24 protein-coding genes are annotated in these 25,805 nt (G+C 60.5%); 8 read left to right on the plus strand and 16 right to left on the minus strand.

Annotated elements, in window-relative coordinates:
- Genes B9Z33_RS06745 through ureA form a run of 3 tightly spaced genes read right to left on the minus strand, consistent with a single transcriptional unit; the run spans position 1 to position 836 of the window.
- Positions 1-339 carry an urease subunit beta gene (locus tag B9Z33_RS06745; protein WP_108286283.1) on the minus strand — a complete coding sequence of 113 codons (339 nt, stop codon included), beginning with the start codon at positions 337-339 and terminating at the stop codon, positions 1-3.
- Between the two features lie 7 nt (positions 340-346).
- Positions 347-517 (minus strand): hypothetical protein, encoded by a 171-nt coding sequence (locus tag B9Z33_RS15525; protein WP_158270190.1) that lies wholly within the window; start codon positions 515-517, stop codon positions 347-349.
- 16 nt (positions 518-533) lie between these two features.
- A complete protein-coding gene (gene ureA, locus B9Z33_RS06750; protein ID WP_090138429.1) occupies positions 534-836 on the minus strand; it encodes an urease subunit gamma in 303 nt (100 codons plus the stop codon).
- Positions 837-1,059: 223 nt separating this feature from the next.
- Between ureA and urtA the strand changes: the two genes are divergently transcribed.
- From urtA to urtE, 5 genes are all read left to right on the plus strand, one after another.
- Complete coding sequence (gene urtA / locus B9Z33_RS06755) at positions 1,060-2,331, plus strand: urea ABC transporter substrate-binding protein (protein ID WP_108287028.1); 1,272 nt, start codon at positions 1,060-1,062, stop codon at positions 2,329-2,331.
- 176 nt (positions 2,332-2,507) lie between these two features.
- On the plus strand, positions 2,508-4,091 hold the full coding sequence (gene urtB, locus B9Z33_RS06760) for an urea ABC transporter permease subunit UrtB (protein ID WP_108286284.1): 1,584 nt from the start codon (positions 2,508-2,510) through the stop codon (positions 4,089-4,091).
- A gap of 14 nt (positions 4,092-4,105) precedes the next feature.
- Positions 4,106-5,218, plus strand: coding sequence for an urea ABC transporter permease subunit UrtC (gene urtC / locus B9Z33_RS06765; RefSeq protein ID WP_369916567.1), 1,113 nt, complete (start codon positions 4,106-4,108; stop codon positions 5,216-5,218).
- A complete protein-coding gene (gene urtD, locus B9Z33_RS06770) occupies positions 5,215-6,090 on the plus strand; it encodes an urea ABC transporter ATP-binding protein UrtD (RefSeq protein ID WP_108286285.1) in 876 nt (291 codons plus the stop codon). The genes urtC and urtD overlap by 4 nt, the downstream gene beginning before the upstream one ends.
- A 120-nt stretch (positions 6,091-6,210) precedes the next feature.
- Complete coding sequence (urtE, locus tag B9Z33_RS06775) at positions 6,211-6,915, plus strand: urea ABC transporter ATP-binding subunit UrtE (protein ID WP_108286286.1); 705 nt, start codon at positions 6,211-6,213, stop codon at positions 6,913-6,915.
- Between the two features lie 121 nt (positions 6,916-7,036).
- On the opposite strand, the gene B9Z33_RS06780 is transcribed toward urtE, so the two are convergent.
- The 13 genes from B9Z33_RS06780 to B9Z33_RS06840 form a co-directional block, all read right to left on the minus strand.
- Positions 7,037-7,867 carry an urease accessory protein UreD gene (locus B9Z33_RS06780; RefSeq protein WP_108286287.1) on the minus strand — a complete coding sequence of 277 codons (831 nt, stop codon included), beginning with the start codon at positions 7,865-7,867 and terminating at the stop codon, positions 7,037-7,039.
- A gap of 54 nt (positions 7,868-7,921) precedes the next feature.
- Positions 7,922-8,689: an ABC transporter permease gene (locus tag B9Z33_RS06785; RefSeq protein ID WP_108286288.1), complete on the minus strand. Its 768-nt coding sequence runs from the start codon at positions 8,687-8,689 to the stop codon at positions 7,922-7,924.
- A gap of 14 nt (positions 8,690-8,703) precedes the next feature.
- A complete protein-coding gene (locus B9Z33_RS06790; protein WP_108286289.1) occupies positions 8,704-9,522 on the minus strand; it encodes an ABC transporter ATP-binding protein in 819 nt (272 codons plus the stop codon).
- 148 nt (positions 9,523-9,670) lie between these two features.
- Positions 9,671-10,705 (minus strand): ABC transporter substrate-binding protein, encoded by a 1,035-nt coding sequence (locus tag B9Z33_RS06795; protein WP_108286290.1) that lies wholly within the window; start codon positions 10,703-10,705, stop codon positions 9,671-9,673.
- 169 nt (positions 10,706-10,874) lie between these two features.
- A complete protein-coding gene (locus B9Z33_RS06800; protein ID WP_108286291.1) occupies positions 10,875-13,172 on the minus strand; it encodes an NADP-dependent malic enzyme in 2,298 nt (765 codons plus the stop codon).
- A 188-nt stretch (positions 13,173-13,360) separates the two neighbouring features.
- Positions 13,361-14,848, minus strand: a complete 1,488-nt coding sequence (locus tag B9Z33_RS06805) for a nucleobase:cation symporter-2 family protein (RefSeq protein WP_108286292.1) — start codon at positions 14,846-14,848, stop codon at positions 13,361-13,363.
- 201 nt (positions 14,849-15,049) lie between these two features.
- Positions 15,050-15,892 (minus strand): phytanoyl-CoA dioxygenase family protein, encoded by an 843-nt coding sequence (locus B9Z33_RS06810; protein ID WP_108286293.1) that lies wholly within the window; start codon positions 15,890-15,892, stop codon positions 15,050-15,052.
- A 52-nt stretch (positions 15,893-15,944) separates the two neighbouring features.
- On the minus strand, positions 15,945-16,220 hold the full coding sequence (locus tag B9Z33_RS06815) for a type II toxin-antitoxin system RelE/ParE family toxin (protein ID WP_108286294.1): 276 nt from the start codon (positions 16,218-16,220) through the stop codon (positions 15,945-15,947).
- Positions 16,217-16,444, minus strand: coding sequence for a ParD-like family protein (locus B9Z33_RS06820; RefSeq protein ID WP_108286295.1), 228 nt, complete (start codon positions 16,442-16,444; stop codon positions 16,217-16,219). The genes B9Z33_RS06815 and B9Z33_RS06820 overlap by 4 nt, the downstream gene beginning before the upstream one ends.
- 109 nt (positions 16,445-16,553) lie before the next feature.
- Positions 16,554-17,807, minus strand: a complete 1,254-nt coding sequence (locus B9Z33_RS06825; protein WP_108286296.1) for a M20/M25/M40 family metallo-hydrolase — start codon at positions 17,805-17,807, stop codon at positions 16,554-16,556.
- Positions 17,804-19,579 carry a 2-oxo-4-hydroxy-4-carboxy-5-ureidoimidazoline decarboxylase gene (uraD, locus tag B9Z33_RS06830; RefSeq protein WP_108286297.1) on the minus strand — a complete coding sequence of 592 codons (1,776 nt, stop codon included), beginning with the start codon at positions 19,577-19,579 and terminating at the stop codon, positions 17,804-17,806. Before uraD ends, B9Z33_RS06825 begins: the two co-directional genes overlap by 4 nt.
- A 99-nt stretch (positions 19,580-19,678) precedes the next feature.
- Positions 19,679-20,629, minus strand: a complete 951-nt coding sequence (gene puuE, locus B9Z33_RS06835) for an allantoinase PuuE (RefSeq protein ID WP_108286298.1) — start codon at positions 20,627-20,629, stop codon at positions 19,679-19,681.
- A 19-nt stretch (positions 20,630-20,648) separates the two neighbouring features.
- On the minus strand, positions 20,649-21,314 hold the full coding sequence (locus B9Z33_RS06840) for a GntR family transcriptional regulator (RefSeq protein ID WP_108286299.1): 666 nt from the start codon (positions 21,312-21,314) through the stop codon (positions 20,649-20,651).
- A 153-nt stretch (positions 21,315-21,467) separates the two neighbouring features.
- Here B9Z33_RS06840 and uraH point away from each other — a divergent pair, with 153 nt between their 5' ends.
- From uraH to xdhB, 3 genes are all read left to right on the plus strand, one after another.
- A complete protein-coding gene (uraH, locus tag B9Z33_RS06845; protein ID WP_108287030.1) occupies positions 21,468-21,821 on the plus strand; it encodes a hydroxyisourate hydrolase in 354 nt (117 codons plus the stop codon).
- Between the two features lie 131 nt (positions 21,822-21,952).
- Entirely contained in the window at positions 21,953-23,425 is a 1,473-nt protein-coding gene (gene xdhA / locus B9Z33_RS06850) for a xanthine dehydrogenase small subunit (protein ID WP_108286300.1), read from the plus strand.
- The gene (gene xdhB, locus B9Z33_RS06855; RefSeq protein WP_108286301.1) at positions 23,426-25,786 is read left to right on the plus strand and encodes a xanthine dehydrogenase molybdopterin binding subunit; all 2,361 of its coding nucleotides are present in this window, start codon (positions 23,426-23,428) and stop codon (positions 25,784-25,786) included.
- Positions 25,787-25,805: the final 19 nt, after the last annotated feature.

The following is a 25,805-nucleotide window of genomic DNA, read 5'->3' on the forward strand; positions in this document are numbered from 1 at the left end:
TCAGTCTGCTTTCTGTGCGTTGTCGTTGGCAGCATCGAGTGCGCCTTGGGTTAAGCCCCGAAAGCCGTAAACCACCCGGTCGCCTGCGTAGTCCACCAGCTCCACTGTGCGTTGCTGGCCGGGCTCAAAGCGCACGGCCGTGCCTGAAGCAATGTTCAAACGCATGCCACGCGCGGCAGCGCGGTCAAAGCTCAGGCCGCCATTGGTTTCTGCAAAGTGGTAATGCGAGCCCACTTGAATGGGGCGGTCGCTGGCGTTTTGCACCACCAATGTGCAGGTTCGGCGGCCCACATTCAGAGCATGGTGCCCGGGGTCAATCAAAAGTTCACCAGGGGTCATGCTGGCCTCACTTTTTGCCGAAGTAAACAGCCAAAGCCACCAACGCAGCCGCAACCACAAAACCCAGCGCATCGGTGGCGTGCCAGTGGGTGCCGCCGAGCCCGTGGCCTTCATGGGCCCAGACGACGTTGCCCAATGTGCTCAGGCTCAGGCAAAGCGGTAAAGCAAATTTTTTCATGATCGTTTCCTTCGGTTCAAACAATGGGTTGGTGCACGGTCACCAATTTGGTGCCGTCGGGAAAAGTCGCTTCGACTTGAATGTCGGGGATCATCTCGGCAATGCCATCCATCACATCGGCACGGGTCAAAACTGTGCGGCCTTCGCTCATGAGTTGAGCCACTGTCTTCCCATCCCGTGCGCCTTCCATGACTGCAGCGCTGATCAGCGCGATGGCTTCGGGGTAGTTGAGTTTCAGGCCACGGGCCTTGCGGCGCTCGGCCAAAAGGCCAGCTGTGAAGATCAGCAGCTTGTCTTTTTCACGGGGAGTAAGTTCCATTTTGGTGCGCTCTGAATGAGTTGGTGCATTGAATGGTGTGAATCAAGCAAAGAGCGTGCCCTTTTATAGAGGCCTTGTTTTCTTCTGGGGGAAACACACGCCAATGGGGTGTCTGCCGCGTAGGTGTTTGAAGCTGGCACGGCGTTTGCAATGAGTGACTCAGCGTTGCAAGCGCTCCGCTTTTTTGTTGAACAACTTACTTCCTGATTGGAGTGATCACATGATGAACCGTCGTGGCAATCTCAAAGCCCTCGCTACAGCCGCAGCCTTGGTCGCAGGCAGCTTGACTATCTCGGTGCAAGCCTTAGCCGCTGACACCATCAAGGTGGGCGTGCTGCACAGCTTGTCTGGCACCATGGCCATTTCTGAGACCGTGTTGAAAGACACCGTGCTCATGGCCATCGACGAAATCAACGCCAAGGGTGGCGTACTCGGCAAAAAGCTCGAGCCCGTGATCGTGGACCCTGCATCGAACTGGCCCCTGTTCGCTGAAAAAACCAAGCAGCTGCTCGGTCAAGACAAAGTCTCCGTGATTTTCGGTTGCTGGACTTCCGTGTCACGCAAATCGGTGTTGCCGGTTGTGGAAGAAATGAACGGCTTGCTGTTCTACCCCGTGCAATACGAAGGTGAAGAGCTGTCGAAAAACGTGTTCTACACGGGCGCTGCACCCAACCAGCAAGCGATCCCTGCTGTGGATTATTTGATGAGCAAAGAAGGTGGCGCGGCCAAGCGCTGGGTTTTGCTCGGCACCGACTATGTGTACCCCCGCACCACCAACAAAATCTTGCGCGCTTACCTGAAAAGCAAAGGCGTGAAAGAGTCTGACATCGATGAGAAGTACACACCGTTTGGTCACTCAGATTACCAAACCATCGTGGCTGACGTGAAGAAATTCTCTGCCGGTGGCAAAACTGCTGTGGTGTCCACCATCAACGGTGACTCCAACGTGCCTTTCTACAAAGAACTGGGCAACGCTGGCTTGAAAGCCAAAGACGTTCCCGTTGTGGCCTTCTCGGTGGGTGAGGAAGAGCTGCGCGGTGTGGACACCAAGCCTTTGGTCGGTCACCTGGCGGCATGGAACTACTTCATGTCGATCAAGAACCCCGCCAACGATGAGTTCGTCAAGAAGTGGTCGGCTTATGCCAAGGCCAAGGGCATTGCCGGTCACAAAGACAAGCCTTTGACCAATGATCCGATGGAAGCCACTTACATCGGCATCAACATGTGGAAGCAAGCGGTTGAAAAAGCCAAGTCCACTGAAACCGACAAAGTGATTGCTGCCATGGCAGGTCAAACCTTCAAGGCACCAAGCGGCATCACCAGCAAGATGGATGAGAAAAATCACCACCTGCACAAGTCGGTGTTCATCGGTGAAATCAAGGCCGATGGCCAGTTCAACGTGGTCTGGAAAACACCTGGTCCCGTCAAAGCCAAGCCATGGAGCCCTTACATCCCTGGCAACGACGTCAAGCCTGACGAGCCTGCCAAGAAGTAATCGGTTTTGAGCGTCCAAGAAAAAGGGAGGGCGCAGTCCCTCCCTTTTTTGTGATGTCTGAACAGGACTGAGCGATGAACGGCCAGATATGTGCGGCGTTATCCGTGAAGACCCATCTGGCTGAGTGACAGGCGTTGAACCGAAGACGCAGAACGCGGTTCTGTGGAGTAAAAAGAATGAAGCTGACAATTAAATGGTGGCTGTTGTTGTGTTGGGGCGTATTCGGCATGCATGCTGCGCACGCACTCACACAGCAGGAAGCCTTGGGCATCGCCATCGGTGAAAGCGACGCTCGTGTTGAGGCACTCTCCAAAGCCTTGACCCAAGGGGATGAAAAAACAGCAGCCTATCTGCAGGCGCTGGCCGACGATGTGGTCAAGATCGCCAAAGACCAAGTGCTGGTGGTGCGTGACGGTCAAGGCCTGGACCCTGTCACAGGGCAAGTGGTGGCGGTGCCCCAGGACGCCGAAGATGTGATGCTGAACAACCGCCTGCGTGGTGAGATCGACACGGCCCTCGCAGCCTTGAAGTTGTTCAGTCCGGATGTGAAGGTGCGCAGGCAAGCGGCCTTGTTGCTGCTCAAAGAACCTGATGCCAGCCGCAGGCCCTTGCTCGACAAAGCCTTGGCGGCCGAAAAAGATACCACTGTGCAAAGCCTGGTGCGCGAGGCCCGCGCAGCAGCGTTGCTGACCAGCGATGCCGCGAATGACCGCTTGCTGGCCGCCCGCGAACTGGCGGGCAGCAAACAACCCGAAACGCTCTTGTTGCTCAACCAGCGGCTGGCTGACGAGCAAGAGCCTTCGGTTAAAAAACAAATTCAAACTTCCTTGGCCGCTGTACAAGAAAGCTTGCGTTGGGGCGAGCGCTTGGGCGCGCTGTTCACGGGTGCCAGTCTGGGCTCTATCTTGTTGTTGGTGGCACTGGGTCTGGCCATCACCTATGGCTTGATGGGTGTGATCAACATGGCGCATGGCGAGTTGATGATGATCGGTGCTTACGCCACCTATGTGGTGCAAGCCTTGTTCCGCCATTACCTGCCCGGCGCGTTTGACGCTTATTTGGCCGTGGCGATTCCGGTCGCTTTCATCACGTCGGCCCTGGTGGGCGCGGTGATGGAGCGAACCGTGCTCAAGCACTTGTATGGCCGTCCTCTGGAAACCCTGCTGGCCACTTGGGGCATCAGTCTGGTGCTGATGCAAGGTGTGCGCAGCTTGTTTGGTGCACAAAACGTGGGTGTGGAAAACCCCTCTTGGATGAGTGGCTCGTTGCAGCTACTGCCGAATTTGCAATTGCCCTGGAACCGTGTGCTGATAATTGTCTTTGCTGCTGCCGTGCTGATGGGCATGGCCCTGTTGATTGGCAAGACGCGACTGGGCCTGTTTGTGCGCGGCGTCACACAAAACCGCCCCATGGCTTCTTGCATGGGGGTCAACACCGCCCGCATAGACACTTACGCTTTTGCGCTGGGCTCGGGCATCGCCGGTCTGGCCGGATGTGCCTTGAGTCAGGTGGGCAACGTCGGCCCTGACTTGGGCCAGAGCTACATCGTGGACTCGTTCATGGTGGTGGTGCTGGGCGGTGTGGGCCAGCTGGCGGGCACCGTGTATGCCGCGTTGGGCCTGGGCCTGGTCAACAAGTTGCTCGAAGGCTGGACCGGCGCTGTGCTGGCCAAGATCTGCGTGCTGGTGTTCATCATCATCTTCATCCAGAAGCGGCCTCAAGGCATCTTCGCGATGAAGGGTCGCAGCGCCGAAGTGTGAATATGGACATGACCATGACAACTTTCAAACTCCCTCAAGCCGCGCCCTTGCTGACGCGCAAAGCCTGGTCGGTGTTCTTGCTGGCGCTGATCATCGTCGGTGTTGTGGCACCGGTGTTCAACCTGTTGGTGCCTGTGGGCAGCGCCCTTCACTTGAGCGACTACGCCATTGCTTTGATTGGCAAGATCATGTGCTACGCCATCTGTGCGTTGGCCATGGACCTGATCTGGGGCTACACCGGCATCCTGTCGCTGGGCCATGGCTTGTTCTTTGCCTTGGGCGGCTACGTGATGGGCATGTACCTCATGCGCCAGATCGGCCAGGACGGCAATTACAAAAGCGACTTGCCCGACTTCATGGTTTTTCTGGACTGGAAGGAACTGCCTTGGCACTGGATGTTGTCGGACAGCTTCATCGCTACCCTGTGTCTGGTCGTGCTGGCACCGGGCTTGATTGCCTTCGTGTTCGGTTACTTCGCGTTCCGCTCGCGCATCAAAGGGGTGTATTTCTCCATCATCACCCAGGCCATGACCTATGCGGCCATGCTCCTGTTCTTCCGCAACGAAACCGGCTTTGGCGGTAACAACGGCTTCACCGATTTCAAACGCATTCTGGACCTGCCGATTGCCACGCCCGGCATGCGCATGGTGCTGTTTGTCATCACTGGTGTCACGCTGCTGGGCTTTTATCTGTTCTCGCGCTGGCTGGTGGGCAGCAAGTACGGTCGCGTGTTGATGGCGATCCGCGATGCCGAGACGCGTGTGATGTTCTCGGGCTATTCGCCACTGCCTTACAAGCTGAGCATCTGGGTGATTTCTGCAGTGATGTGCGGCATTGCCGGGGCCTTGTATGTGCCGCAAGTGGGCATCATCAATCCGGGTGAGATGAGCGCTGCCAACTCGATTGAAATTGCCGTGTGGGCCGCAGTCGGTGGTCGTGGCACGCTGATCGGTCCTATCGTGGGTGCTTTCCTGGTTAACGGGGCCAAGAGCTGGCTCACCGTGACCGCGCCGGAGTTTTGGTTGTACTTTTTGGGGGCGCTGTTCATTGCGGTCACTTTATATCTGCCCCAGGGCGTGGTCGGTCTGATCACCAAACTCAAAAACAAGAAAGGCGGTGCCGCATGACGCCCGACCTGCTGAAAAAAGGCGCGGAGCGCGTTGCGCGCTCAGCCCAGCAACGTGTGGAATCGACAGAATCTGGTGGTCGAAACGCAGGCTATGGCCGTGTGGTGCAAGACGCCAACGAGGTCGATGTGACCCATGGCCGCATCCTGTACCTCGAAGACGTGAGCGTGAGCTTTGACGGCTTCAAGGCCATCAACAAGCTGTCGCTTGACATTGCGCCCGGTGAGCTGCGTTGCATCATCGGCCCCAATGGCGCGGGCAAGACCACGATGATGGACATCATCACCGGCAAGACCCGTCCTGATGAAGGCAGCGTGTTCTTCGGCAGCACCATCGATTTGCTGCGCTACAACGAACCCGAAATTGCCCAGTTGGGCATCGGTCGCAAGTTCCAGAAGCCCACGGTCTTTGAACACCTGAGCGTGTTTGAAAACCTCGAGCTCGCACTCAAGACCAACAAAGGCATCAAGGCTTCGATGTTCTTCAAGCTCGATTCGCGCCAAAGTGACCGCCTGGCCGAAGTGCTGCACACCATCCATTTGGCGGACAGCGTCAGCAAGCAGGGCGGTCTGCTCAGCCATGGTCAAAAGCAGTGGCTGGAAATTGGCATGTTGCTGATGCAAGACCCCAAGTTGCTGTTGCTCGATGAACCGGTTGCCGGTATGACCGACCACGAAACAGAACGCACCGCCGAGCTGTTTTTGACGCTCAAGGGCAAGCATTCGCTGATGGTGGTGGAGCATGACATGAGCTTCATCCGCACCATCTCGGACATCGTCACTGTGCTGTGCGATGGCTCGGTGCTGGCCCAGGGCACACTCGATCAGGTGCAAGCCGACGAGCGGGTGATTGAAGTTTATTTGGGGCGCTGATGATACGGCGCACCATTGTGGGAGGCCGCCCCTGCGGCCGAATTTTTGAATTTCCACGGTACACATTCGCGAGCAGGGGCTCGCTCTCACAAGGTATCCGGCAGAACGGAAATTTCAAAGATGCTTGAAGTACAAAAAATTCACCAGTATTACGGTGGCTCGCACATCTTGCGTGACGTGAGTCTTTCGGCCGAGCAAGGCCAAGTGACTGTGCTGCTGGGGCGCAATGGTGTGGGCAAAACCACCTTGCTCAAATCGCTCATGGGTTTGGTACCTATCAAAAGCGGCAGTGTGTCCCTGGCGGCGCATGACATCACCCAGGCCAAACCTTATGAGCGCGCCGCAGCGGGCATTGGCTATGTGCCGCAAGGCCGCGAGATATTTGCCCGCTTGACGGTCGAAGACAACCTGCTGATGGGACTGGCCACGCAGCCCGGCGGCACACCGATCCCGCCTGAGCTGTTTGAGCTGTTCCCCGTGCTCAAGCAGATGCTGCACCGCCGAGGTGGTGACCTCTCAGGCGGCCAGCAACAGCAACTGGCCATTGCCCGAGCGCTTGCGGCCAAGCCGCGCTTGCTGATCCTGGACGAACCCACCGAGGGTATCCAGCCCAGCATCATCAAGGACATTGGTCGCGTGATTCGGCAACTGGCCGATGTGGGCCTGCAAGGCCAGCGCATGGCCGTGTTGCTGTGCGAGCAGTACTACGACTTTGCCGAAGAACTGGCTGACCAGTATTTGGTGATGGAGCGCGGTGAAGTGATTGCGCGTGGGCCGGGGAGCGAGATGAAGGAGAAGAACATCCAGCAGTTGGTGGCAATTTGAACGGGTGCGATGGCACATCGCAAGCATCAACGCGGCACATTCACTTGTCGGGGCTAAAGCCGCCGACCTACACATCTCGGGTAGGTCGGTGGCTTTAGCCCCGACATGCGCTGCGTTGAAATCACAGATTCCACAACCGCGGCACCGTGCCGCTCATGCCCCACATTTCATGCCGCCACGCGGCCCACACCTGTCGCAGTAACTGCATGGCCGGCTCGGTCACAGGTGACAGCACACGCAGCACGATGACTTGTTTGTGCGGTGAAGTGGCCCCTGCCGTCAGGCGCAGCGGTGAGGCTTCGAGCAAGTCGCGGGCGCAGGCCAGTGCCCGTTCGATGCGCTCGTCGGCCATGGCGCTGCCCGCCGCAAACACCAGCGTGGCCATGCAGCGCTGCCCGGCCAGGCCCAGCGGGCTGTTCATCAGCCGCGTGTCGGTGGCGCTGATGGTGCCGCGCTCCAGCCACACGCCGGGAATCTCCAAGTGCTGACGGAATGTGCCTTGTGCGAAAGGCAAATCAGCGGCGGGTAGTCCCAAGGCGGTGATGTCCCAGGTCATCATTTCTGCACCGGGGGCCAAGTCAAACACCGCACGGTTCAAACCATCGCAGCCGTTGTAAGCAATGGCTTCAAGTGGCAGCCACTCCAGGCGCGCACCAGATTCAAGCCGCGCATGCACTTGCTGCGTCGCCAAGCCTGCGTCAGACCGGTAAAAGCGGGTAGCCCCGGGCGTGGTGACCAAGCCATGGGCACCCGCGCCCACGGTGACTTGCATGTCGAGTGTGTCGCCCCCCACCAGGCCACTGGGCGGGTGCACCAGCACGTTGTGACAGACCGCATCGCCTTCGGGGTAGAGGCTTTGCAAAATGCGCAGTGGCCCTTGGTGCAGATAACGGGCCACACTGCGCTCGGACTCCAGCGTGTAATCCAAATCCAGACGGGCCAGCCAAGTCATTGCTTCGAACCTCTTGGCTTGGCCGATGGCATCACGCTGCGCACGGCATGCGCTTTACTCACCTTGCGAGCCGCGGTGCGCCCAGCCAGTGGTGTGCTTTTCGATCGCGCTGAACAGTTCGTACATGATCATGGCCATGGCCCCCACCACCACCAGACCCGAGAAAGCCAGGCCCATCTGCATGGCCGAGCCCGCCGAGATCAACAGGTAGCCAATGCCTTCGTTCGATGCCGTCATCTCGGACACCGTGGTGCCCACAAAGGCCAGAGTGATCGCGACTTTGAGCGAGCCATAAAAGTAAGGCATGGAGCGGGGCAGGCCGACTTTGACCAGCACGTCCCAGCGTTTGGCACCCAGCACGCGCAGCACATCTTCGAGTTCAGGCTCCAGTGTGGCCAGTCCGGTGGCGATGTTCACCATGATCGGGAAGAAGCTGATGAGGAAAGCCGTGAGGATGGCCGGGCCGATGCCGATGCCGAACCACACCACGAGGATGGGCACAAAGGCGGCTTTGGGCAGTGCGTTGAAGGCGGTCATGAGCGGGTACACGGCGGCATAGGCCAAGCGCGAGCTGCCAATCACAAATCCGAGCAACACGCCGACCACGATGGCGATGCCAAAGCCCACCATGGTCACCCAGAAGGTACGCCAGGCGTGACCGGCGATCACGTCGCGGTATTCCACAGTTTGTTGTGCGATGCGCGAGGGGCTGGGGAAGACGAATTCCGACACGTTGAAAGCACGGCACAGCAATTCCCAGATCAGGATGCTCAGCACCAGCAAAGCCCAGGGGGCCCAGCGTTCGAGGGTTTTTTGGTTCATGGTCTTGTTCCCGCTCATTGGTTGATGGCCGCACCGGTCTTGCGCATGGCACCGATGTGGCCGCGCAGCTCGTGCACGATGTTGGTGAACTCGGGGGTGTAGGTGATCTCCAGATCACGCGGGCGCGGCAGGTCGATCTCGCGCTTGACAACAAAGCGGCCTGGGCTCTTGCTCATCACATAGACCGTGTCGGCCAGAAACACCGATTCGCGCAGGTCGTGGGTGACCAGAATCACGTTGAACTTTTGCTCGGTCCACAGGTCGCGCAAGATGCACCAGAGTTCTTCACGGGTGAAGGCGTCGAGTGCGCCAAAAGGCTCGTCAAGCAGCAGCATTTTGGGCTCATGGATCAAGGCGCGGCAGATGCTGGCGCGTTGCTGCATGCCGCCCGACAGTTGCCAGGGGAATTTGTCTTCATAGCCACCCAGGCCCACCGTGTTCAGCAGCTTGCGGGCGCGCTCCACATACTCGGCCTTTTTTTGCTTGAAGTTGGAGCGGTAGGGCTCGACGATCTCCAGCGGCAGCAGCACGTTGTCGAGCGTGGTGCGCCAGGGCAAAAGCGACGAAGCCTGAAACGCCATGCCGCTGATCTTGAGCGGGCCGGTGACGGGTTGACCATCAACCAGGATGCGGCCTTTGCTGGGCATTTTCAGGCCTGTAGTCAGCTTCATGAAGGTCGATTTGCCGCAGCCCGACGGCCCGACGATGGCGATGAACTCGCCTTGCTTGACCTGCAGGTTGATGTCTTCCACCGCGAAGTGGTTTTGCGCCAGCAACTCGTCGTTGTAGGCCAGCCAGACATTCTGGAAATCGACGAATGCGTCTTGGGACATGGTGTGAACTTTGAAGGGGACTTGGAACGTGAGAGTCAACGGCGACCATCGACAGGCCAGGCGGGCCGGTGTGTCGCACGAGCCGGAGGCACAGGCCCGCGTGATGTCATCGGCAGGCGAGCGTGATGCCGCCTGCCGAGTGATCGCCTTACTTCTTGCCTTTGGGCAGAATGTCCAGCTCTTTGGCGGTGGGCAGGAAAGCGCCGTTCCAGATGTCGGTGGCTTTGACGCGGGTCTTGGTGTTGAACGCGTCGGACACTTGCGAGGCCATCAGGCTCAGGCGCGGGCCGTTGACCTGACCAAAACCTTCGGCGCGGGCGTTGGGGCTGTTGATCACCGTGTCGATGGCCAGCTTCAGGCGGCGGGTTTCGAGTTCCACGTTGATGATGCCGTCGCGGGCCTTGACGGTTTCAATGGCTTTGGCCGGGTCGGCCATGACTTCTTTGGCCCCCTTGGTGAAAGCAGCCAGGAAGGCTTTGATGGCGGCGGGGTTTTCCTTGATCAGCTTGGGCGAGGCGATGATGGCGTTGCCATACAGCTTGACGCCGAAATCGGGGTATTGCATCACGACCACATCGTCGGCTTTCACGCCACGCGCTTCGATGTTGAGCAGCGAGGTGAAGGTGAAGCCGGTGATGGCATCGACATCGCCGCGCACCAGCATGGTTTCACGCAGTGGCGGGTCCATGGCGGTCCAGGCCACGTTGCTCACGTTGTTGGCCTTGGCAAAGATCGGGAAGGCACGGCGGCCGGCGTCAAACACAGGCGCACCCAGCTTTTTGCCAGACAGATCAGCAGGCGTTTTGATGCCGGATTTTTTCAGCGCCATCACCGAAGCCGGTGTGTCGTTGTAGACCATCATCACGGCCACCGGCTTGTTGGGGGCGTCGGGGTTGTTGGCGTGGAACTCCATCAGCGCGGCCAGATCGGCAAAGCCCAGGTCATAAGTGCCCGAAGCCACGCGGGTGACGGCGCCGCCCGAGCCGTTGCCCGAATCCACGGTCACATCCAGCTTGGCGTCCTTGAAATGGCCCTTGGCCACGGGCTGCAAGAAGAAAGCGGAGGGCCCCTCAAAACGCCAGTCCAACTGGAACTTGATGGGCGTGGTTTGGGCATGTGCTGTACCAAACGCGGCAGCGGCGGCCAGCACGGCAGTGGCCTTGAGTAAGAAACGCTTGTTCATGAAGGGCTCCAGGGTCAAATAAACGGTGAATCTTGTCTAGCAAAATCGGTGCCATTATCGACCATGGTTCTGACAGCTTTGTCAGGTGCATCCCTTAGAAACCCCCCTTTCAGGTGCATCCAAAAACATGGAATTGCACCAAAAAAGGGCGTTTGAGCGGCACTGAACCTCAGTGGTGGGCACCTGCTGCGGCCAATGCAGTCATGTTCAGCACCCGGCGCACAGTGGCTGCGGGCGTCAGGATGTGCGCCGTGGCGGCGGTGCCCATCAGGATCGGGCCCACCGTCACCCCACCGCTGGTGGTGGTCTTGAGCACGTTGTACAGGATGTTGGCCGCGTCCAGGTTCGGGCAGACCAGCAGGTTGGCCGAGCCGGTCAGCGAGCTGTCTTCCAGGTAGGCGCTGCGGATCTCGGGTTGCAGGGCGGCGTCGCCGTGCAACTCGCCATCGCACTCGATGTCGGGGTGCTGGGCCACGAACAGGTCGCGCGCCAGGCGCATCTTGCGGGCGGACGCCCGCTTGGACGAGCCGTAGCTGGAGTGCGACAAGAAGGCCACCTTGGGCACGATGCCAAAACGCTGAATCTCTGTCACCGCCATGGCGGCGATTTCGGCCAGTTGCTCGGCGCTGGGGTCTTCATTGACATAGGTGTCGGTGATGAACAGAGGGCCCTGGTTGGTCATCAGGGCGTTGACGGCAGCGTAATTGTTCACACCGGCACGCTTGCCCAGAATGCTGTCGATGCGCTCCAGGTGCGTCATGTAGGTGCCTGCCAGGCCGCAGATCATGGCGTCGGCGTCGCCCAGCGACACCATCAGCGAGCCGATGATGGTGTTGGAGCGGCGCACGGCGGCTTTGGCCACATCGGGCGTCGCGCCATTGCGTTTCATCAGCTGGTGGTAATGCTCCCAATACTGGCGAAAACGTGGATCGTCTTCGGGATTCACGTTGTCCACGTCCACCCCCAGGCGCATGCGCAGACCGGCTTTTTCGATGCGGGCGGCGATCACCGAGGGGCGACCGATCAGGATCGGGTGGGCCAGCTTCTCGTCGATGGCCATTTGGGCGGCACGCAAGGCGCGCTGGTCTTCGCCATCGGCATAGGCCACGCGCTTGGCACCGTTGGGCACCGCCTTGGCGGCGTTGAAGATGGGGCGCATCAACAAGCCTGTTTGCGAAACGAAGCTCTGCAGCTGTTGGCGGTAGGCCTCCATGTCGGTGATGGGGCGGGCGGCCACGCCGGAGTCGGCGGCCGCTTGCGCCACAGCGGGGGCGATGCGCAGGATCAGGCGAGAGTCGAACGGTTTGGGAATCAGGTAGTCGCTGCCAAAGGTCAGGTCTTGCCCGGCGTAGGCGCTGGCCACTTCTTCGCTGATGTCTGCCTTGGCCAGGTCGGCGATCTGGCGCACGCAGGCCAGCTTCATCGCTTCGGTGATCTTGGTGGCGCCGCAGTCGAGTGCGCCACGGAAAATGTAGGGGAAGCAGAGAACGTTGTTCACCTGGTTCGGGTAGTCCGAGCGCCCGGTGGCGATGATGCAGTCTGGCCGAGCGGCCTTGGCCAGCTCGGGGCGAATCTCAGGCTCGGGGTTGGCCAGTGCCAGGATGATCGGCTTGTCGGCCATGGTCTTGACCATGTCCACAGTCATCACGCCGGGAGCCGAGCAACCCAGGAACACGTCAGCGCCCTTGACCGCGTCGGCCAAAGTGCGGTCGTCGGTCTTTTGCGCGTAGCGGGCTTTGGACTCGTCGTAGCCACCGGGGCGGCCTTCGTAAATCACGCCCTTGGAATCACACACAAAGATGTTGCTGACCTTCACGCCCAGGCCCACCATCACGTCCAGACAAGCAATGGCCGCAGCGCCTGCGCCCGACACGGCCACTTTCACTGCGCCGATGTCTTTGCCCACCAGCTCCAGACCGTTGAGCATGGCTGCGGCCGAGATGATCGCGGTGCCGTGCTGGTCGTCGTGGAAGACCGGAATGTTCATGCGCTCGCGCAGCTTCTTCTCGATGTAGAAGCACTCGGGCGCCTTGATGTCTTCGAGGTTGATGCCGCCCAGCGTGGGCTCCATGCTGGCGATGATCTCGACCAGCTTGTCCGGGTCGCGCTCGGCCAGCTCGATGTCAAACACGTCGATGCCTGCGAATTTTTTGAACAGACCGCCTTTGCCTTCCATGACGGGCTTGCTGGCCAGCGGGCCGATGTCGCCCAGACCCAGCACGGCGGTGCCGTTGGTGATCACAGCCACCAGGTTGCCGCGCGAGGTGTATTCGTGCGCTTTGGATGGGTCGGCCGCAATGTCGAGGCACGGGTAGGCCACACCAGGGGAGTAGGCCAGCGAGAGGTCGCGCTGGTTGGACATGGGCTTGGTGGGGTTGACCGAAATCTTGCCGCGTGTCGGGTAGCGGTGGTAGTCACGGGCGGCGTCGCGCAGGGCTTGTTCGGCGGGGGAGAGGTTGTCGCTCATTGTTGTTATCTCGCTGGATCAAATGAAAGTTTCGAAAGCGTAACCCATTTGCAAAGGGATTTGAGGTGTGGATTACCTCTATAAAACGCAAAAAGCCAAGCACCTGGCTTGGCTTTTTGGGGGCTGCAGGCGTCAGCCTGTTGTCGGGCTTTTTGTGGGCATCAATCCCACAAATTGCATCCTTTGCTTCAGTGCGCCTCAGCCTGTTTGGCAGCTTCAATCGCGTCACGGTTGTCACCGCTGGCGCCGTTGAAGAACAGGTTCAGGATCACTGCGCTGATCGAAGCCAGCAAGATGCCCGACTCGATCAGCGGGTGCAGGTTGTGTGGCATCCACTGTTTGAAGTTGGGGGCGATCAGCGGGATCATGCCGATGCCGATCGAGATCGCCACGATGAGCGCGTTGAAGCGGTTGTGCTTGAAGTCCACGCCGCCCAGGATGCGGATGCCGGTGGCGGCCACCATGCCGAACATCACCAGACCTGCACCGCCCAGCACCACGGTGGGCAGCGACTCGACGAGGGCCGCCATCTTGGGCAACAGACCCAGAGCGACCAGAATCAAACCACCGGCCACGCACACAAAGCGGCTCTTGACGCCCGTGACGGCGACTAAGCCCACGTTTTGCGAGAAGCTGGTGTAGGGGAAGGTGTTGAAGATGCCGCCAATCAGCGTGCCCAAACCGTCGGTGCGCAGACCGCGTGTGAGCGCAGCCTGGTCCACCTTGCTGTCGGTCATCTCGCCCAGCGCCAGGAACATGCCGGTCGACTCGATCATCACCACGATCATGACCAGGGACATGGTCAAAATCAGCACCGGCTCAAACACCGGCATGCCAAAGTGGAAGGGGGTCACGATGCCGAACCAGTCGGCTTTGCCGACCTTGTCGAAAGTCATCAGGCCCATGGCGGTGGCGACCACGCCACCGATCACGATGCCCAGCAGCACAGAGATGTTGGCCACAAAGCCTTTGGCGTAACGGGCGATCAACAAGATCGACACCAGCACCAGTGCGGCCACACCCACACCGCCCAGGTCGGCGTATTTGGGGTTGGGCATTTTGGGCAGCAAGGCCAAATCTTTGGGGATGGCTGGCAGCGTGGAGCCGGGTGCGCCCGCCGCTGCGGTGGCGGCGTCCAGCCAGGCTTTGTGCTCAGGTGTCACCACGCTGGGGGCGGTTGGGCCGAAGGGGTTGCCAAAAATCCAGTTGATGCCGATGCGCATCAAGCTGATGCCGATCACCGCAATGATGGTGCCAGTGACCACCGGCGGGAAGAACCGCAGCATGCGGCTGACCAGCGGCGCGATGATGATCGAGATCACGCCTGCCCCGATGATGGAGCCAAAGATCAGCTGCGCCCCCATCTCGCCGGGGTTGGCGTTGGCCATGGCCACCATGGGCGCCACAGACGCAAAGGTCACGCCCATCATGACGGGCAGGCGGATGCCGAACCACTGCGTGGCACCCAGCGACTGGATCAGGGTGACCAGACCGCAGCAAAACAGGTCGGCCGAAATCAAATAAGCCACATCTTGCGGGCTCAGTTTCAGGGCGCGGCCCACGATCAGGGGCACAGCCACCGCGCCGGCATACATCACCAGAACGTGTTGCAGGCCCAAAGCGGCGAGCTTGCCACTGGGCAGTTTCTCGTCGACGGGGTGAACGGTTGAACTCATGGAGGGGGCTCCTTGCCAGTAAACAGAAGGTGAAAACCCAAAGTGGCTAGATGTGTGCCTCTTTGTGTTCCAAACTGTATACAAAATTAAATGCGGTGTGGATGCGTAAAAACCCTGTGCTTTTGGCGCAGGCGGACCAGTGGGCCAGAAAAAGCCGCCTGAACCCAGGAGGACAGCGGCCTTCAGCGCGCTGACGTCAACTCAAACCGCCATCAAGGGAAACAGCGCATGGTCCATCGGTGCGCCTGCGGGCAGCTCCTGGTCCAGCCCGGGGAAGGGCGGCGAAGTCACCCAAGGGCGGGGCGCGTGGGTCATGTCGTCACCCAAAAAGCGCACCGAATACACGCGCCTGCGGTTCGTGCCGTCCACCCCGGCCGATGCGTGCAGGCTGAGCATGTGAAAACACGCCAAATCGCCCGGCTGCAAGTCCCAGCCCAAGATGGGGAAGTCTTCGCGGTGGTTTTCGATGTTGGGCAACTCGGCCAGCGAGCCTTCAGGGAACCACTTGGCCTGGTTCGTCATGAAGGTGCGCGGCATGAGCCAGGGGCCGCGGTGTGAGCCCGCGATGAACTCCAGCGTGGAAGCGCGTGTTACCGGGTCCACCGGAATCCAGAAGCTGATGTTTTGCAGGCCGTCGACGTTGTAATACGGCTGGTCCTGGTGCCAGGGCGTGCGCTGGCGTGTGCCGGGCTCCTTGACCAGCAGGTGGTCGTGGTACAGACGCACCGTGGTGCTTTGCATCAGGCGCTGCGCCAGTGCGGCCAGAGGCGTGTCAAAAATGAAGCGCTTGTACTGCGGGATGTCTTGCCAGTTGCAAAAGTCTTCAAAAAACCGCCCCGGATCATCCGGACGACTGGCCACCATGCCACGCGGGCTGGGCTGGGCCAGGTTGGCCTCGATGCCGCTTTTGAGCAGTTCCACCTCATCCGGCGTGAACAAGTTGCGGATACACACAGCACCGTCGCGCTGGTAATTGGCCACGTCTTGGTCGGTGGTGCAGGTTTGTACGCGCTGGCGGAGGGTGGAGAGGTCTGGAGCGGTCATATCGTTGAAGGTGTTCGTCAAACGAGAAGTCGAGCGCTGTGCGACAAACTGTTCAGCGCTTGAGCTTTTGGTAAAAATTTTCGTGCGAACCCAATAGCAGCAGCATGCGCGTGCCGGGGTCGTACTCATAGGCCAGCAGCATCAGTTGTTGCTGGCTGCGGTATTTATAGACAAAAACACCCGACAAGTCGCCTTTTTTGGCTTCACCTAAGCCGGGGTCGTTCACGATGGCTTCAACTGCGCTGTCTGCATCGGCTTGCTGAGGGGCATGGAGTTTTTTGTAGGCGCGTGCAAAAGCCGCACTTTGAAGAACCTGCACCTGGCTCATGCTGCGCGCGACTGGGGCACAAATGGCGTTGCCAAAACCGGCCCCTCTGCGCGAGCGATCATGAGTTCGCGCACAAAGTCGATGGGCAAATCGGGGTTGTCCAGCGCAGCCTTGCCGACCATGGCCCAGAATTCGATTTGTCCGGCAATGGTGCGCCGTTCAGCGCTGGCGTGTGCTTTGGCCTGTTCGTAAAGCGTGTCGTCGATGCGTACGGGCATGCTCATGAGATTCACCTTGAAGTTGATTGCTACAAATGTAGCATTACAAGGATTCCCAGGTCAAGCGCCGAGAACCGCCGTTGCAGACGGTCTCAGCGCATCGACCATCAGCCGTTCAGCCCAGCAAATCCAGCAACGTGCGTGCCACCACCTTGGTGGCCCGGCGCAGGTCTTCCAGTTGCACATGCTCGTCGGCGCGTTTGGCGTTGGACTCGCGCACGGTGCGCGGCCCTGCGCCGTAGATCACGCCGGGGATGCCGCGCTCAACGTACAGCCGCACGTCGGTGTAGAGCGGGGTGCCCAGGGCGGGGATGGGCTCACCAAAGACCTGGCCGCCGTGCTTCTGGATGGCGTCGACCAGCGGCTGGTTGCCGGGCAGGGGTTTCATGGCGTTGGCCAGCAGCATGCGGCGAACGTCCACTTGCAGACCGTTGCCGCCGCGTGGGGGCTTGAAGCTGGCGGCCGCGTCGGCAATGGTCTGGCGAATGCTGGCTTCGACTTCGGCCGGGTTCTCTTCGGGGATCATGCGGCGGTCGAGTTTGAAGCTGACTTTGCCGGGCACCACGTTGGTGTTGGTGCCGCCCGAGATCAGGCCCACGTTCAAGTAAGGGTGGGTGATGCCTTCGACCTTGGACGTGACCTTCAGGTATTGCGTGTTGAGGGCGTGCAGCGCGTTCAGGATGTGCACCGCGCCTTGCAGCGCGTCGGTGCCGCTGTCCGGGATGGCTGCGTGCGCCATCTCGCCTTGCACCGTGACTTCCATTTGCAGGCAGCCGTTGTGCGCGGTGACGACCTGGTAGCTGAAGCCTGCAGCGATCATCAGGTCAGGTTTCGTCAGGCCCTTGGCCAGCAGCCAGCCGGGGCCCATTTCGCCGCCAAACTCTTCGTCGTAGGTGAAGTGCAGTTCCACGCCGCCCTTCAATGGGGCGTTGAGCGATTCCAGCGCGCGGGTGGCAAAGGTGAAGGTTGAAAAGTCGCACTTGCTCACGGCAGTGGCGCGGCCGTACATCGCGCCGTTGTGGATTTCGCCGCCATAGGGCGGGTGGGTCCAGCCTTCGCCGGGCGGCACCACGTCGCCGTGGGCGTTCAGGGCAATGGTTTTGCCCTCGCCATATTTGCGGCGCACGATCAGGTTGGTGATGGACTCCAGACCATAGGCCTTCACGTCAGCCTCGGGTACGGTGTGCTTTTCGGCCACAAAGCCCATGGGGGCCAGCAGCTCGGCGGTGCGCTCGGCGTGGGGCGCGTTGTTGCCGGGCGGGGTGTCGGTGGGCACCTGCACTAGGGCTTGCAAGAACTTGACCTGCTCGTCAAAGTGCGCGTCGATCCAGGCGTCGAGTTGTGCGTATTGTTGTGGGGTGGCGGTCATGCGGTCTCCGTCGCAAGTTGGTTCAAAACATGGGTGAAGGCGTCGACACACAGTTGCATGTCGTCGCTGGTGGTGGATTCGAGCGGGTTGTGGCTAATGCCCGCGTTTTCGCCGCGCACAAACAGCATGGCTTGCGGCATGACTTCGTGCAGCTTCATCGCGTCGTGGCCAGCGCCACTGGGCAGCTTGAACAGCGGCACGCCCAGGGCGCTCACGGCGCGTTCCCAGCGGGCTTGCCATTCGGGGGCGCTGGGGGCGGCGGCGGCGCTCATGGTCAGCTCGGCTTTGACGCGCACGCCACGGCGCTCGGCAATCTGGTCCAGTTGCGCCATCACATCGGCCACCAGCGCGTCGCGCTGCGCATCGGTGGGGGCGCGCATGTCCAGGCTGAACAGGCAGCGGCCGGGCACCACATTGATGGAGCCGTTGGGCACTTGCAGCTGGCCAATCGTCGCGACCGAGTCGCCGTCTTTCGCGGCGCGTTGCTCCATGTAAAGCGCGAGTTCCGCCACGGCGCAGGCCGCGTCGCGGCGGCGGTCCATGGGGGTGGTGCCCGCGTGGCTGGCGGTGCCGATGACCTCGCACAGGTAGCGCACGCTGCCATTGATGGAGGTGACCACGCCCAGCGGGATGTTCACTTCATTGAGCACCGGGCCTTGCTCGATGTGCACCTCGACAAAGCCCAGGTACTGCGCCGGGTCGCGCTGGATTTTGGGGATGTCGTCGATGCACAGGCCCGCGTGCTGCATGGCGGCGCGCATGGTGATGCCGTCGGCGTCTTGCTGGTCCAACCAAGCGGGGTTGAACTGGCCAATGAGCGCGCCCGAGCCGAGGAAGGTGGCTTTGTAGCGCTGGCCTTCTTCTTCGGCAAAGGCCACGATCTCGATGCCGAAGGGCAGGCGTTTTTTCTGTTTGTTCAGCTCGCTCACGCAAGCCATGGGCACGAAGATGCCCAGGCGGCCGTCGTACTTGCCGCCGTTGCGCACGGTGTCGTAGTGCGATCCGGTGAGCAGGTATTTGCCACCTGCAGTGGCCGGGTGGTAGCGGCCCACCACATTGCCCACGGCGTCGGTGTAGACCTCGTCAAAGCCGCAGTCGCGCATGTTTTGCGTGATGCGTTGGGCGCAGGCGCGGTGCGCGTCGGTCAGGTACGTGACGGTGAGCTGGTCCAGTTCGGCAAAGCCGGGGTCCGAGTGTTGTGCCAGCTTTTCTTGCCAGTCCCAGACCTGGTGACCCAGTGTCGGCTCCACGCCAAACTTGTCGTTCAGGCGGATCTCGACGATGCGGTGGATGTTGCGCAGGCACTCTTGCAATTCAAAGTCCGGGTGGCCGTGCAGGCGGCGCTCAAACGCGTCGATGATCTGCTGCTTGTTCAGGCCCACGCCACGCGGCCCGCGCACGGCCAGGATGAAGGGCCAGCCGAACTTGGCGTTGTAGTCGGCGTTGAGCTTTTGGATCCTGGCGAACTCTTCGGGCGTGCAGTCGGTCAGGCCCGCCTTGGTTTGTTCGTTGGTGGATTCGGCCGTCAGCGTTTTGCTGACCATGGCTTTGCCCGCCAGCTCGGGGTGAGCGCGGATCAGGCCCAGCTGCGCGTCGCGCCCGGCGTGCGCCAGCACCTCGCACATGGCGTGCTTGAGGTGGGCCAGCGATCTGAAGGGCCGTTCGTTCAGCGCTTGCTCGGCGATCCAGGGCGAATGCTCGTACAGGCCGTCGAGCATCTGCGCTGCGTCTTCGCGGCTGGCGCTGTTAAGTTGTTCAAGTGTCAAGGGCATGGTGTCCTCTGCGGTTGAAATCGTGTCTTGTGTGGGAGGCTGCCCCCGCGGCCGAATGTTCAAGGTGGGTATTCGGCCGCAGGGGCGACCTCCCACGGGTCATCCGGCGTAAGGGTGTGTGGCTTTCCAGTGCCGTGCAATGTCGATGCGCCGCGCCACCCACACCTTGTCGTGCGACTGGATGTGGTCCAGAAAGCGTTGCAGCGCGGTGATGCGGCCAGGGCGCCCGAGCAGGCGGCAGTGCATGCCGATGCTCATCATCTTGGGGGCGTTGTCGCCATTCGGATCACCCTCTGCATACAGCGCGTCAAAGGTGTCCTTCATGTACTGAAAGAACGGATCGGCGTGCGAATAGCCCTGCGGCAGCGCAAAGCGCATGTCGTTGCAGTCCAGGGTGTAGGGCACGATGAGTTGCGGCACATCGGTGCCGTCACTTTTGCGCACTTTCATCCAGAACGGCAGGTCGTCGCCGTAGTAGTCGCTGTCGTATTCAAAGCCACCCAAGTCGGCCACCAGGCGGCGTGTGTTGGGGCTGTCGCGCCCGGTGTACCAGCCCAAGGGGCTTTCGCCCGTTAGCTTTTGAATGATCTCCATCGCCTCGGCCATGTGGGCGCGTTCGGTGGCTTCGTCGATGTTTTGGTAGTGGATCCATTTCAGGCCGTGGCAGGCGATGTCGTAACCCAGCTCCTGGAAGGCGGCGGTCAACTCGGGGTGCTTTTGCAGCGCGGTGGCCACGCCAAACACGGTGAGTGGCAGGCCGCGCTTTTCAAACTCGCGCAGGATGCGCCACACCCCCGCACGCGAGCCGTATTCGTAAATGCCTTCCATGCTGATGTGCCGCTCGGGGAAGGACGCGGGGTTGAACATTTCAGACAAGAACTGCTCAGAGCCCGCATCGCCGTGCAGCACCGAGTTTTCGCCGCCTTCTTCGTAGTTCAGCACAAACTGCACCGCCACGCGTGCGCCGCCGGGCCATTGGGCGTGGGGCACCTGGCGGCCGTAGCCTTTCAGGTCGCGGGGGTAGGGGCGGGTGCTGTCGTAGGTGCTCATGTGAGTCGATGAAAGGGGTTCAGGCCAGGGCCAGGGAAATGTCGTGGGTGGGGACTTTACGGTCGAAGGTCAGGCTGGCTTCGACGTGCAGCAGGTGCTCGTGCATCAGCTGCACGGCTTTGTCCGAGTCTTTGGCTTCAAGCGCGGCCACGATGGCCACATGCTCGTCGGTCGAATGCTCGGCCTCGTTGCGCGACTGGTACATCAGCGTGATCAAGGCGCAGCGCGAGATCAGCTCACCCAGCACCTGGGCCAGCACATCGTTGTGCATCAGCTCGGCCATGCGCACATGAAAGTCGCCCAGCAGCTCGGTGCGACCCGTCACGTCGCCCTGGGTCACGGCTTCGCGTTCTTGCTTGATATGCTCTTTCAGCGCAGTGATTTGTTCAGGCGTGACCTGCTGCACAAAAGCGCGGGTCATTTCGGCCTCCAGCATGCGGCGCACAGCAAACACCTGCTGGGCTTCTTCCACTGAAGGTGCGGCTACAAACGCGCCACGTGCGGGCTCCAGCCGGATCAGGCGGTTTTGCGACAGCTGAAACAGCGCCTGCCTGACCAATGTGCGCGAGACGCCAAAGTGATCGGCCAGCTTTTGCTCGGCCAGTTTGGAGCCGGGCAACAAACGGTGCTCCACGATCGCCCGGGTCAGCGATTCGACAATGTGGTGCGTGGTGGAAGTTTCCATGTCTCGCGGTCCCTTTTGCGGGTGTTTTTCAGTTGTTTTTGTACCTGTGGCGCAAATGATAGCCACTAAATGCAAAATTGTATACACTCCGGTCGACCGGATTGGGCCGTGCCCAATGACCTTTCCAAAACCAGTCAAAGAAGCGAGCAAAACATGGGATTGAGCACACACGTTCTGGACACAATGCACGGCTGCCCCGCTGCGGGCATGCAGGTTGCGCTGTACACCACGCAAGGCGAGCAGGCCACCTTGGTCAAAAGCTTCACCCTCAACCACGATGGGCGCAACCCCGACGGCATGCTCTATGACCACGCCAGCCTGCGCAAAGGCACCTACCGCCTGGTGTTTGATGTGGCGGGTTACTTCAAGGCCAAGGGCGTGGAGCTGCCCGAACCCAACTTTTTGAACAAAGTGAGTCTGGACTTCGGCGTGGCCCACGAAGACCAGCACTACCACGTGCCGCTCTTGGCCAGCCCCTGGAGCTACTCCACCTACCGTGGTTCCTGAAACAATCGGGATCTGACCCCAATTAATTTAATTGGGGTCAGATCCCGATTAATCCGTCAAAAAGCCTGCCCGCCAAGGCCCTGGGTCTTTAAAATCAGCGCCTTACCGTTTATTTATCCCCCCACCGCACCATGACCCAAGTCACCAACACCGTGCGCTTTGTGCTCGACGGCCAAATTGTCGAAGCCCAGGGCGAACGCCGCACCACCACTGTTCTCGACTACCTGCGCGAACAACTCCACCGCACCGGCTCCAAAGAGGGCTGCGCCGAAGGCGATTGCGGCGCTTGTGTGGTGATGGTGGGTGAGCTCAACGCCGCAGGCACGGGGGTGGACTATGTGGCTACCAACGCCTGCATTCAGTTGCTGCCGTCGCTGGATGGCAAATCGGTCAAGACCATCGAGAGCCTGAAAAAAGCCGATGGCACCATGCACCCGGTGCAAGAAGAAATGGTCAAGTGCCATGGCTCGCAGTGCGGCTTTTGCACCCCTGGCATCGTGATGAGCTTGGTGAACCTGGTGCAGGTCTTGCCCATGCCCAACCGCCAGCAGATCACCGATTCGCTCAGCGGCAACCTGTGCCGTTGCACCGGCTACAAGCCAATCATCGAGTCGGCCACCAAGGCCTGCGCCAAGCCCGAAGCGCTCAAGATTGACGACAGCGCCGATGTGCCTTTGCTGAAAGAAATCAAACGCGCCAGCGTGCCCACCCTGAGCCTGGACGGCGACATCATCGTGCAGCCCGTGGTGCGTACCAAAAAGGGCAACGAGTTCGTCTCGCCCGCTACGGTGGCCGAAGTGGCCGACTACCTGCTCAAGAACCCCACCACCACGCTGCTGGCGGGCAGTACCGAAATCGGTTTGCAGGTGAACAAGCAGTTCGCACGCCCTGACCACATCATGTATTTGGGCAATGTGGCCGAGCTGCGTCAGGTCAAAGAGACCGACAAGGTCTGGCGCATCGGCGCGGCCGTGTCGCTGACTCAAGTCGAGGCGCTGATCGCCAAGGCTTACCCCGACTTCACCGAAGTGCTGCGCCGCTTTGGCTCACCCCCCATCCGCTCGACCGCCACACTGGCGGGCAACATTGCCAACGGTTCGCCCATCGGCGACTCCATGCCTTGTTTGCTGGCGCTGGGTGCCAACTTGGTGCTGCGCCGTGGCGAAAAGACCCGCAACGTGTTGCTGGAAAACTTCTACACCGGCATGAAGAAAAACGTGCTCGAAGCCGGTGAATTCATCGAAGCGGTCGAGCTGCCCAAGCCCGTGGCGGGCCAAGTGTTCCGCGCCCACAAGGTGAGCAAGCGTTTCGAGCAAGACATTTCTGCTACGTGTGCAGCCATCAGCTACACGCTGCAAGGCGGCAAGTTGGCTGGCGTGAAGCTGGCCTACAACGGCCTGAGCCCCTTCCCAGCGCGCGCCCCCAAACTCGAAGCTGTGCTTGAAGGCAAATCGCCCGCTGACGTGAAAGCTGCCGATCTGGACGCCGCCATTGCCGCCAGCTTCACCGCCCGCGACGGCTTGCGTGCCACATGGGCGTACCGTGCACTGGTGGCCCGTAACCTGGCCCTGGAATTCATCGAAGAACAGAAAGAGGTGGCTTGAATGAACGCTCCTACCGCACTCAAAAACCTGCTGCCTGTTTCGGGCGTTCAGCAAGGCACCGACATCGTTCACGAGTCCGCGCACTTGCACGTGACCGGCTCGGCCACTTACATCGACGATATCCCCGAGCATGCGGGCACTTTGTATGCCGCACTCATTTTGTCGCCTGTGGCGCATGGCGAGTTGATTGGCGACGGCATTGACCGCGAAGCCATCCTCAAAGAGCACGGCGTGGTGGCGGTGTACACCGCCAAAGACATTCCCGGTGAAAACAACTGCGGCCCCATCGTCCATGACGACCCCTTCCTCGCCGCTGGCAAGGTGGAGTTCGTGGGCCAGGCCGTGGCCGTGGTCGTGGCGCGCAACATGCTCTACGCCCGTGAAGCCGCACACAAAGCCAAGGTCTTGGTGAAAGAACTCAAGCCCATCTTGACGGTGGAAGAAGCGATGGAAGCCAACAGCTTCATCATGCCGGCCAAGGGCATCACCCGTGGCGATGCGGCCGCCGCCATTGCCAATGCGCCCCACAAAATCAAGGGCACGACCCGCACCGGCCAGCAAGAGCAGTTTTATCTGGAAGGTCAGATCACCTACGCGGTGCCCAAGGAAGACGGCCAGCTGACGCTGTATGTGTCGACCCAGCACCCCGACGGCAACCAGCGCGAAGCCGCGCACGCCCTGAACCTGCACACCAACGACGTCGAAGTGATTTGCCGCCGCATGGGTGGCGGCTTTGGTGGCAAGGAAGGCAACGCCAGCATCTTCAGCCAAAGCGCTGCCTTGGCCGCGTTCAAATTGCAAAAGCCCGTCAAGCTGCGTGTGAACCGTGATGACGACATGACCATCACCGGCAAGCGTCACGACTTCCGCATCGACTATGAAGTGGGCTTTGACGACAACGGCCGCGTGCTGGGCGCAGACATCACGCTCATGTCGCGCTGCGGTTACAGCACCGACTACTCCGGCCCGGTGAACGACCGCGCTTGCTTGCACATCGACAACACTTACCACTTGCCCGCGCTCAAGCTGGTGAGCCACCGCTGCAAAACCAACACGCAAAGCGCCACCGCCTTCCGTGGCTTTGGCGGCCCACAAGGCATGTTCGGCATCGAGACGGTGATGGATGAAATTGCGATGACCTTGGGCAAAGACCCCTTGGAAGTGCGCAAGCTCAACCTCTACAAAGACCCCGCCATCAGCGGTACGCCCGACACCATGACCACCCAATACAACCAGCTCATCGAAGACTGGGTGGGTGACAAGGTGATCGATCAGGTCGAACACGAATCGAAATACGCTGAGCGCCGCGCCGCGGTGCAGGCCTTCAACGCCAAGAGCAAAACCCGCAAGCGCGGCATCGCCTTGGTGCCCCTCAAGTTCGGCATCAGCTTCACCGCCACGCACCTGAACCAGGGCGGCGCGCTGCTGGTGGTTTACATGGACGGCTCGGTCAGTTGCAACCACGGCGGCACCGAAATGGGCCAGGGCCTCAACACCAAGATGGCGCAAGTCTGCGCCGATGGTTTGGGCATCAGCGTGGACCATGTGCGCATCACCGCCACCGACTCACAAAAAGTGCCCAACGCATCGGCCACATCGGCATCGAGCGGTGCTGACATCAACGGCGCGGCCATCATGAACGCCACCGCGCAAATGCGTGAGCGCTTGAAGCCTGTGGCCGCCCGCATGTTGGGTTGTGCCGAAGGCGATGTGACTTTTGCGAACAACGAAGTCCACGGCGGTGGCAAAGCAGTCAAGTGGGCCGATGTGACCAAGCAAGCGTGGCTCGACCGCGTGGGCTTGTCGGTCACCGGTTTCTACATGACGCCCGAAATCAAATACGACTTCACTACCCTGAACGGCCGTGCCTTCTATTACTACTGTTACGGCGCTGCCGTGAGCGAAGTAGAGATCGACACCCGCACCGGCGAGTGGTGGCTGAAAGCCGTGGACATCGTGCACGATGTGGGCCGCAGCATCAACCCCGCATTGGACAAAGGCCAAATTGAAGGCGCGTACGTGCAAGGCATGGGCTGGCTCACCATGGAAGAGTGCATTTGGGACAAGAAGGGCAAGCTGCTCACGCACGGCCCCAGCACCTACAAAATTCCGGTGGCGGGCGACATCCCAGAGCACTTCAATGTGTCCTTGTTTGACAACGCCAACTTGAAGCCCACACCTTTCAACAGCAAGGCCACGGGCGAGCCACCGTTGATGTTGGGTCTGTCGGCCTTCTTCGCTTTGCGCGATGCGGTGGCAGCGAGTGCCGACCACAAAGCCGTGGTCTACATGGATGCCCCGGCCACGCCCGAGCGCATCCTGATGGCGTGCGAAAGAGCCAAGGCGACTGCAGGGCTGTGAGGCTTTGAGCGGGATGCCT

The sequence above is a fragment of the Limnohabitans sp. T6-20 genome, from assembly GCF_003063505.1.
GTDB lineage: Bacteria > Pseudomonadota > Gammaproteobacteria > Burkholderiales > Burkholderiaceae_C > Limnohabitans_A.

Coding starts and splice junctions, on each gene's coding strand:
- B9Z33_RS06745 (WP_108286283.1), bottom strand. CDS start 339: ATGACCCCTGGTGAACTTTTGATTGACCCCGGGCACCATGCTCTGAAT.
- B9Z33_RS15525 (WP_158270190.1), bottom strand. CDS start 517: ATGAAAAAATTTGCTTTACCGCTTTGCCTGAGCCTGAGCACATTGGGC.
- ureA (WP_090138429.1), bottom strand. CDS start 836: ATGGAACTTACTCCCCGTGAAAAAGACAAGCTGCTGATCTTCACAGCT.
- urtA (WP_108287028.1), top strand. CDS start 1,060: ATGAACCGTCGTGGCAATCTCAAAGCCCTCGCTACAGCCGCAGCCTTG.
- urtB (WP_108286284.1), top strand. CDS start 2,508: ATGAAGCTGACAATTAAATGGTGGCTGTTGTTGTGTTGGGGCGTATTC.
- urtC (WP_369916567.1), top strand. CDS start 4,106: ATGACAACTTTCAAACTCCCTCAAGCCGCGCCCTTGCTGACGCGCAAA.
- urtD (WP_108286285.1), top strand. CDS start 5,215: ATGACGCCCGACCTGCTGAAAAAAGGCGCGGAGCGCGTTGCGCGCTCA.
- urtE (WP_108286286.1), top strand. CDS start 6,211: ATGCTTGAAGTACAAAAAATTCACCAGTATTACGGTGGCTCGCACATC.
- B9Z33_RS06780 (WP_108286287.1), bottom strand. CDS start 7,867: ATGACTTGGCTGGCCCGTCTGGATTTGGATTACACGCTGGAGTCCGAG.
- B9Z33_RS06785 (WP_108286288.1), bottom strand. CDS start 8,689: ATGAACCAAAAAACCCTCGAACGCTGGGCCCCCTGGGCTTTGCTGGTG.
- B9Z33_RS06790 (WP_108286289.1), bottom strand. CDS start 9,522: ATGTCCCAAGACGCATTCGTCGATTTCCAGAATGTCTGGCTGGCCTAC.
- B9Z33_RS06795 (WP_108286290.1), bottom strand. CDS start 10,705: ATGAACAAGCGTTTCTTACTCAAGGCCACTGCCGTGCTGGCCGCCGCT.
- B9Z33_RS06800 (WP_108286291.1), bottom strand. CDS start 13,172: ATGAGCGACAACCTCTCCCCCGCCGAACAAGCCCTGCGCGACGCCGCC.
- B9Z33_RS06805 (WP_108286292.1), bottom strand. CDS start 14,848: ATGAGTTCAACCGTTCACCCCGTCGACGAGAAACTGCCCAGTGGCAAG.
- B9Z33_RS06810 (WP_108286293.1), bottom strand. CDS start 15,892: ATGACCGCTCCAGACCTCTCCACCCTCCGCCAGCGCGTACAAACCTGC.
- B9Z33_RS06815 (WP_108286294.1), bottom strand. CDS start 16,220: ATGAGCCAGGTGCAGGTTCTTCAAAGTGCGGCTTTTGCACGCGCCTAC.
- B9Z33_RS06820 (WP_108286295.1), bottom strand. CDS start 16,444: ATGAGCATGCCCGTACGCATCGACGACACGCTTTACGAACAGGCCAAA.
- B9Z33_RS06825 (WP_108286296.1), bottom strand. CDS start 17,807: ATGACCGCCACCCCACAACAATACGCACAACTCGACGCCTGGATCGAC.
- uraD (WP_108286297.1), bottom strand. CDS start 19,579: ATGCCCTTGACACTTGAACAACTTAACAGCGCCAGCCGCGAAGACGCA.
- puuE (WP_108286298.1), bottom strand. CDS start 20,629: ATGAGCACCTACGACAGCACCCGCCCCTACCCCCGCGACCTGAAAGGC.
- B9Z33_RS06840 (WP_108286299.1), bottom strand. CDS start 21,314: ATGGAAACTTCCACCACGCACCACATTGTCGAATCGCTGACCCGGGCG.
- uraH (WP_108287030.1), top strand. CDS start 21,468: ATGGGATTGAGCACACACGTTCTGGACACAATGCACGGCTGCCCCGCT.
- xdhA (WP_108286300.1), top strand. CDS start 21,953: ATGACCCAAGTCACCAACACCGTGCGCTTTGTGCTCGACGGCCAAATT.
- xdhB (WP_108286301.1), top strand. CDS start 23,426: ATGAACGCTCCTACCGCACTCAAAAACCTGCTGCCTGTTTCGGGCGTT.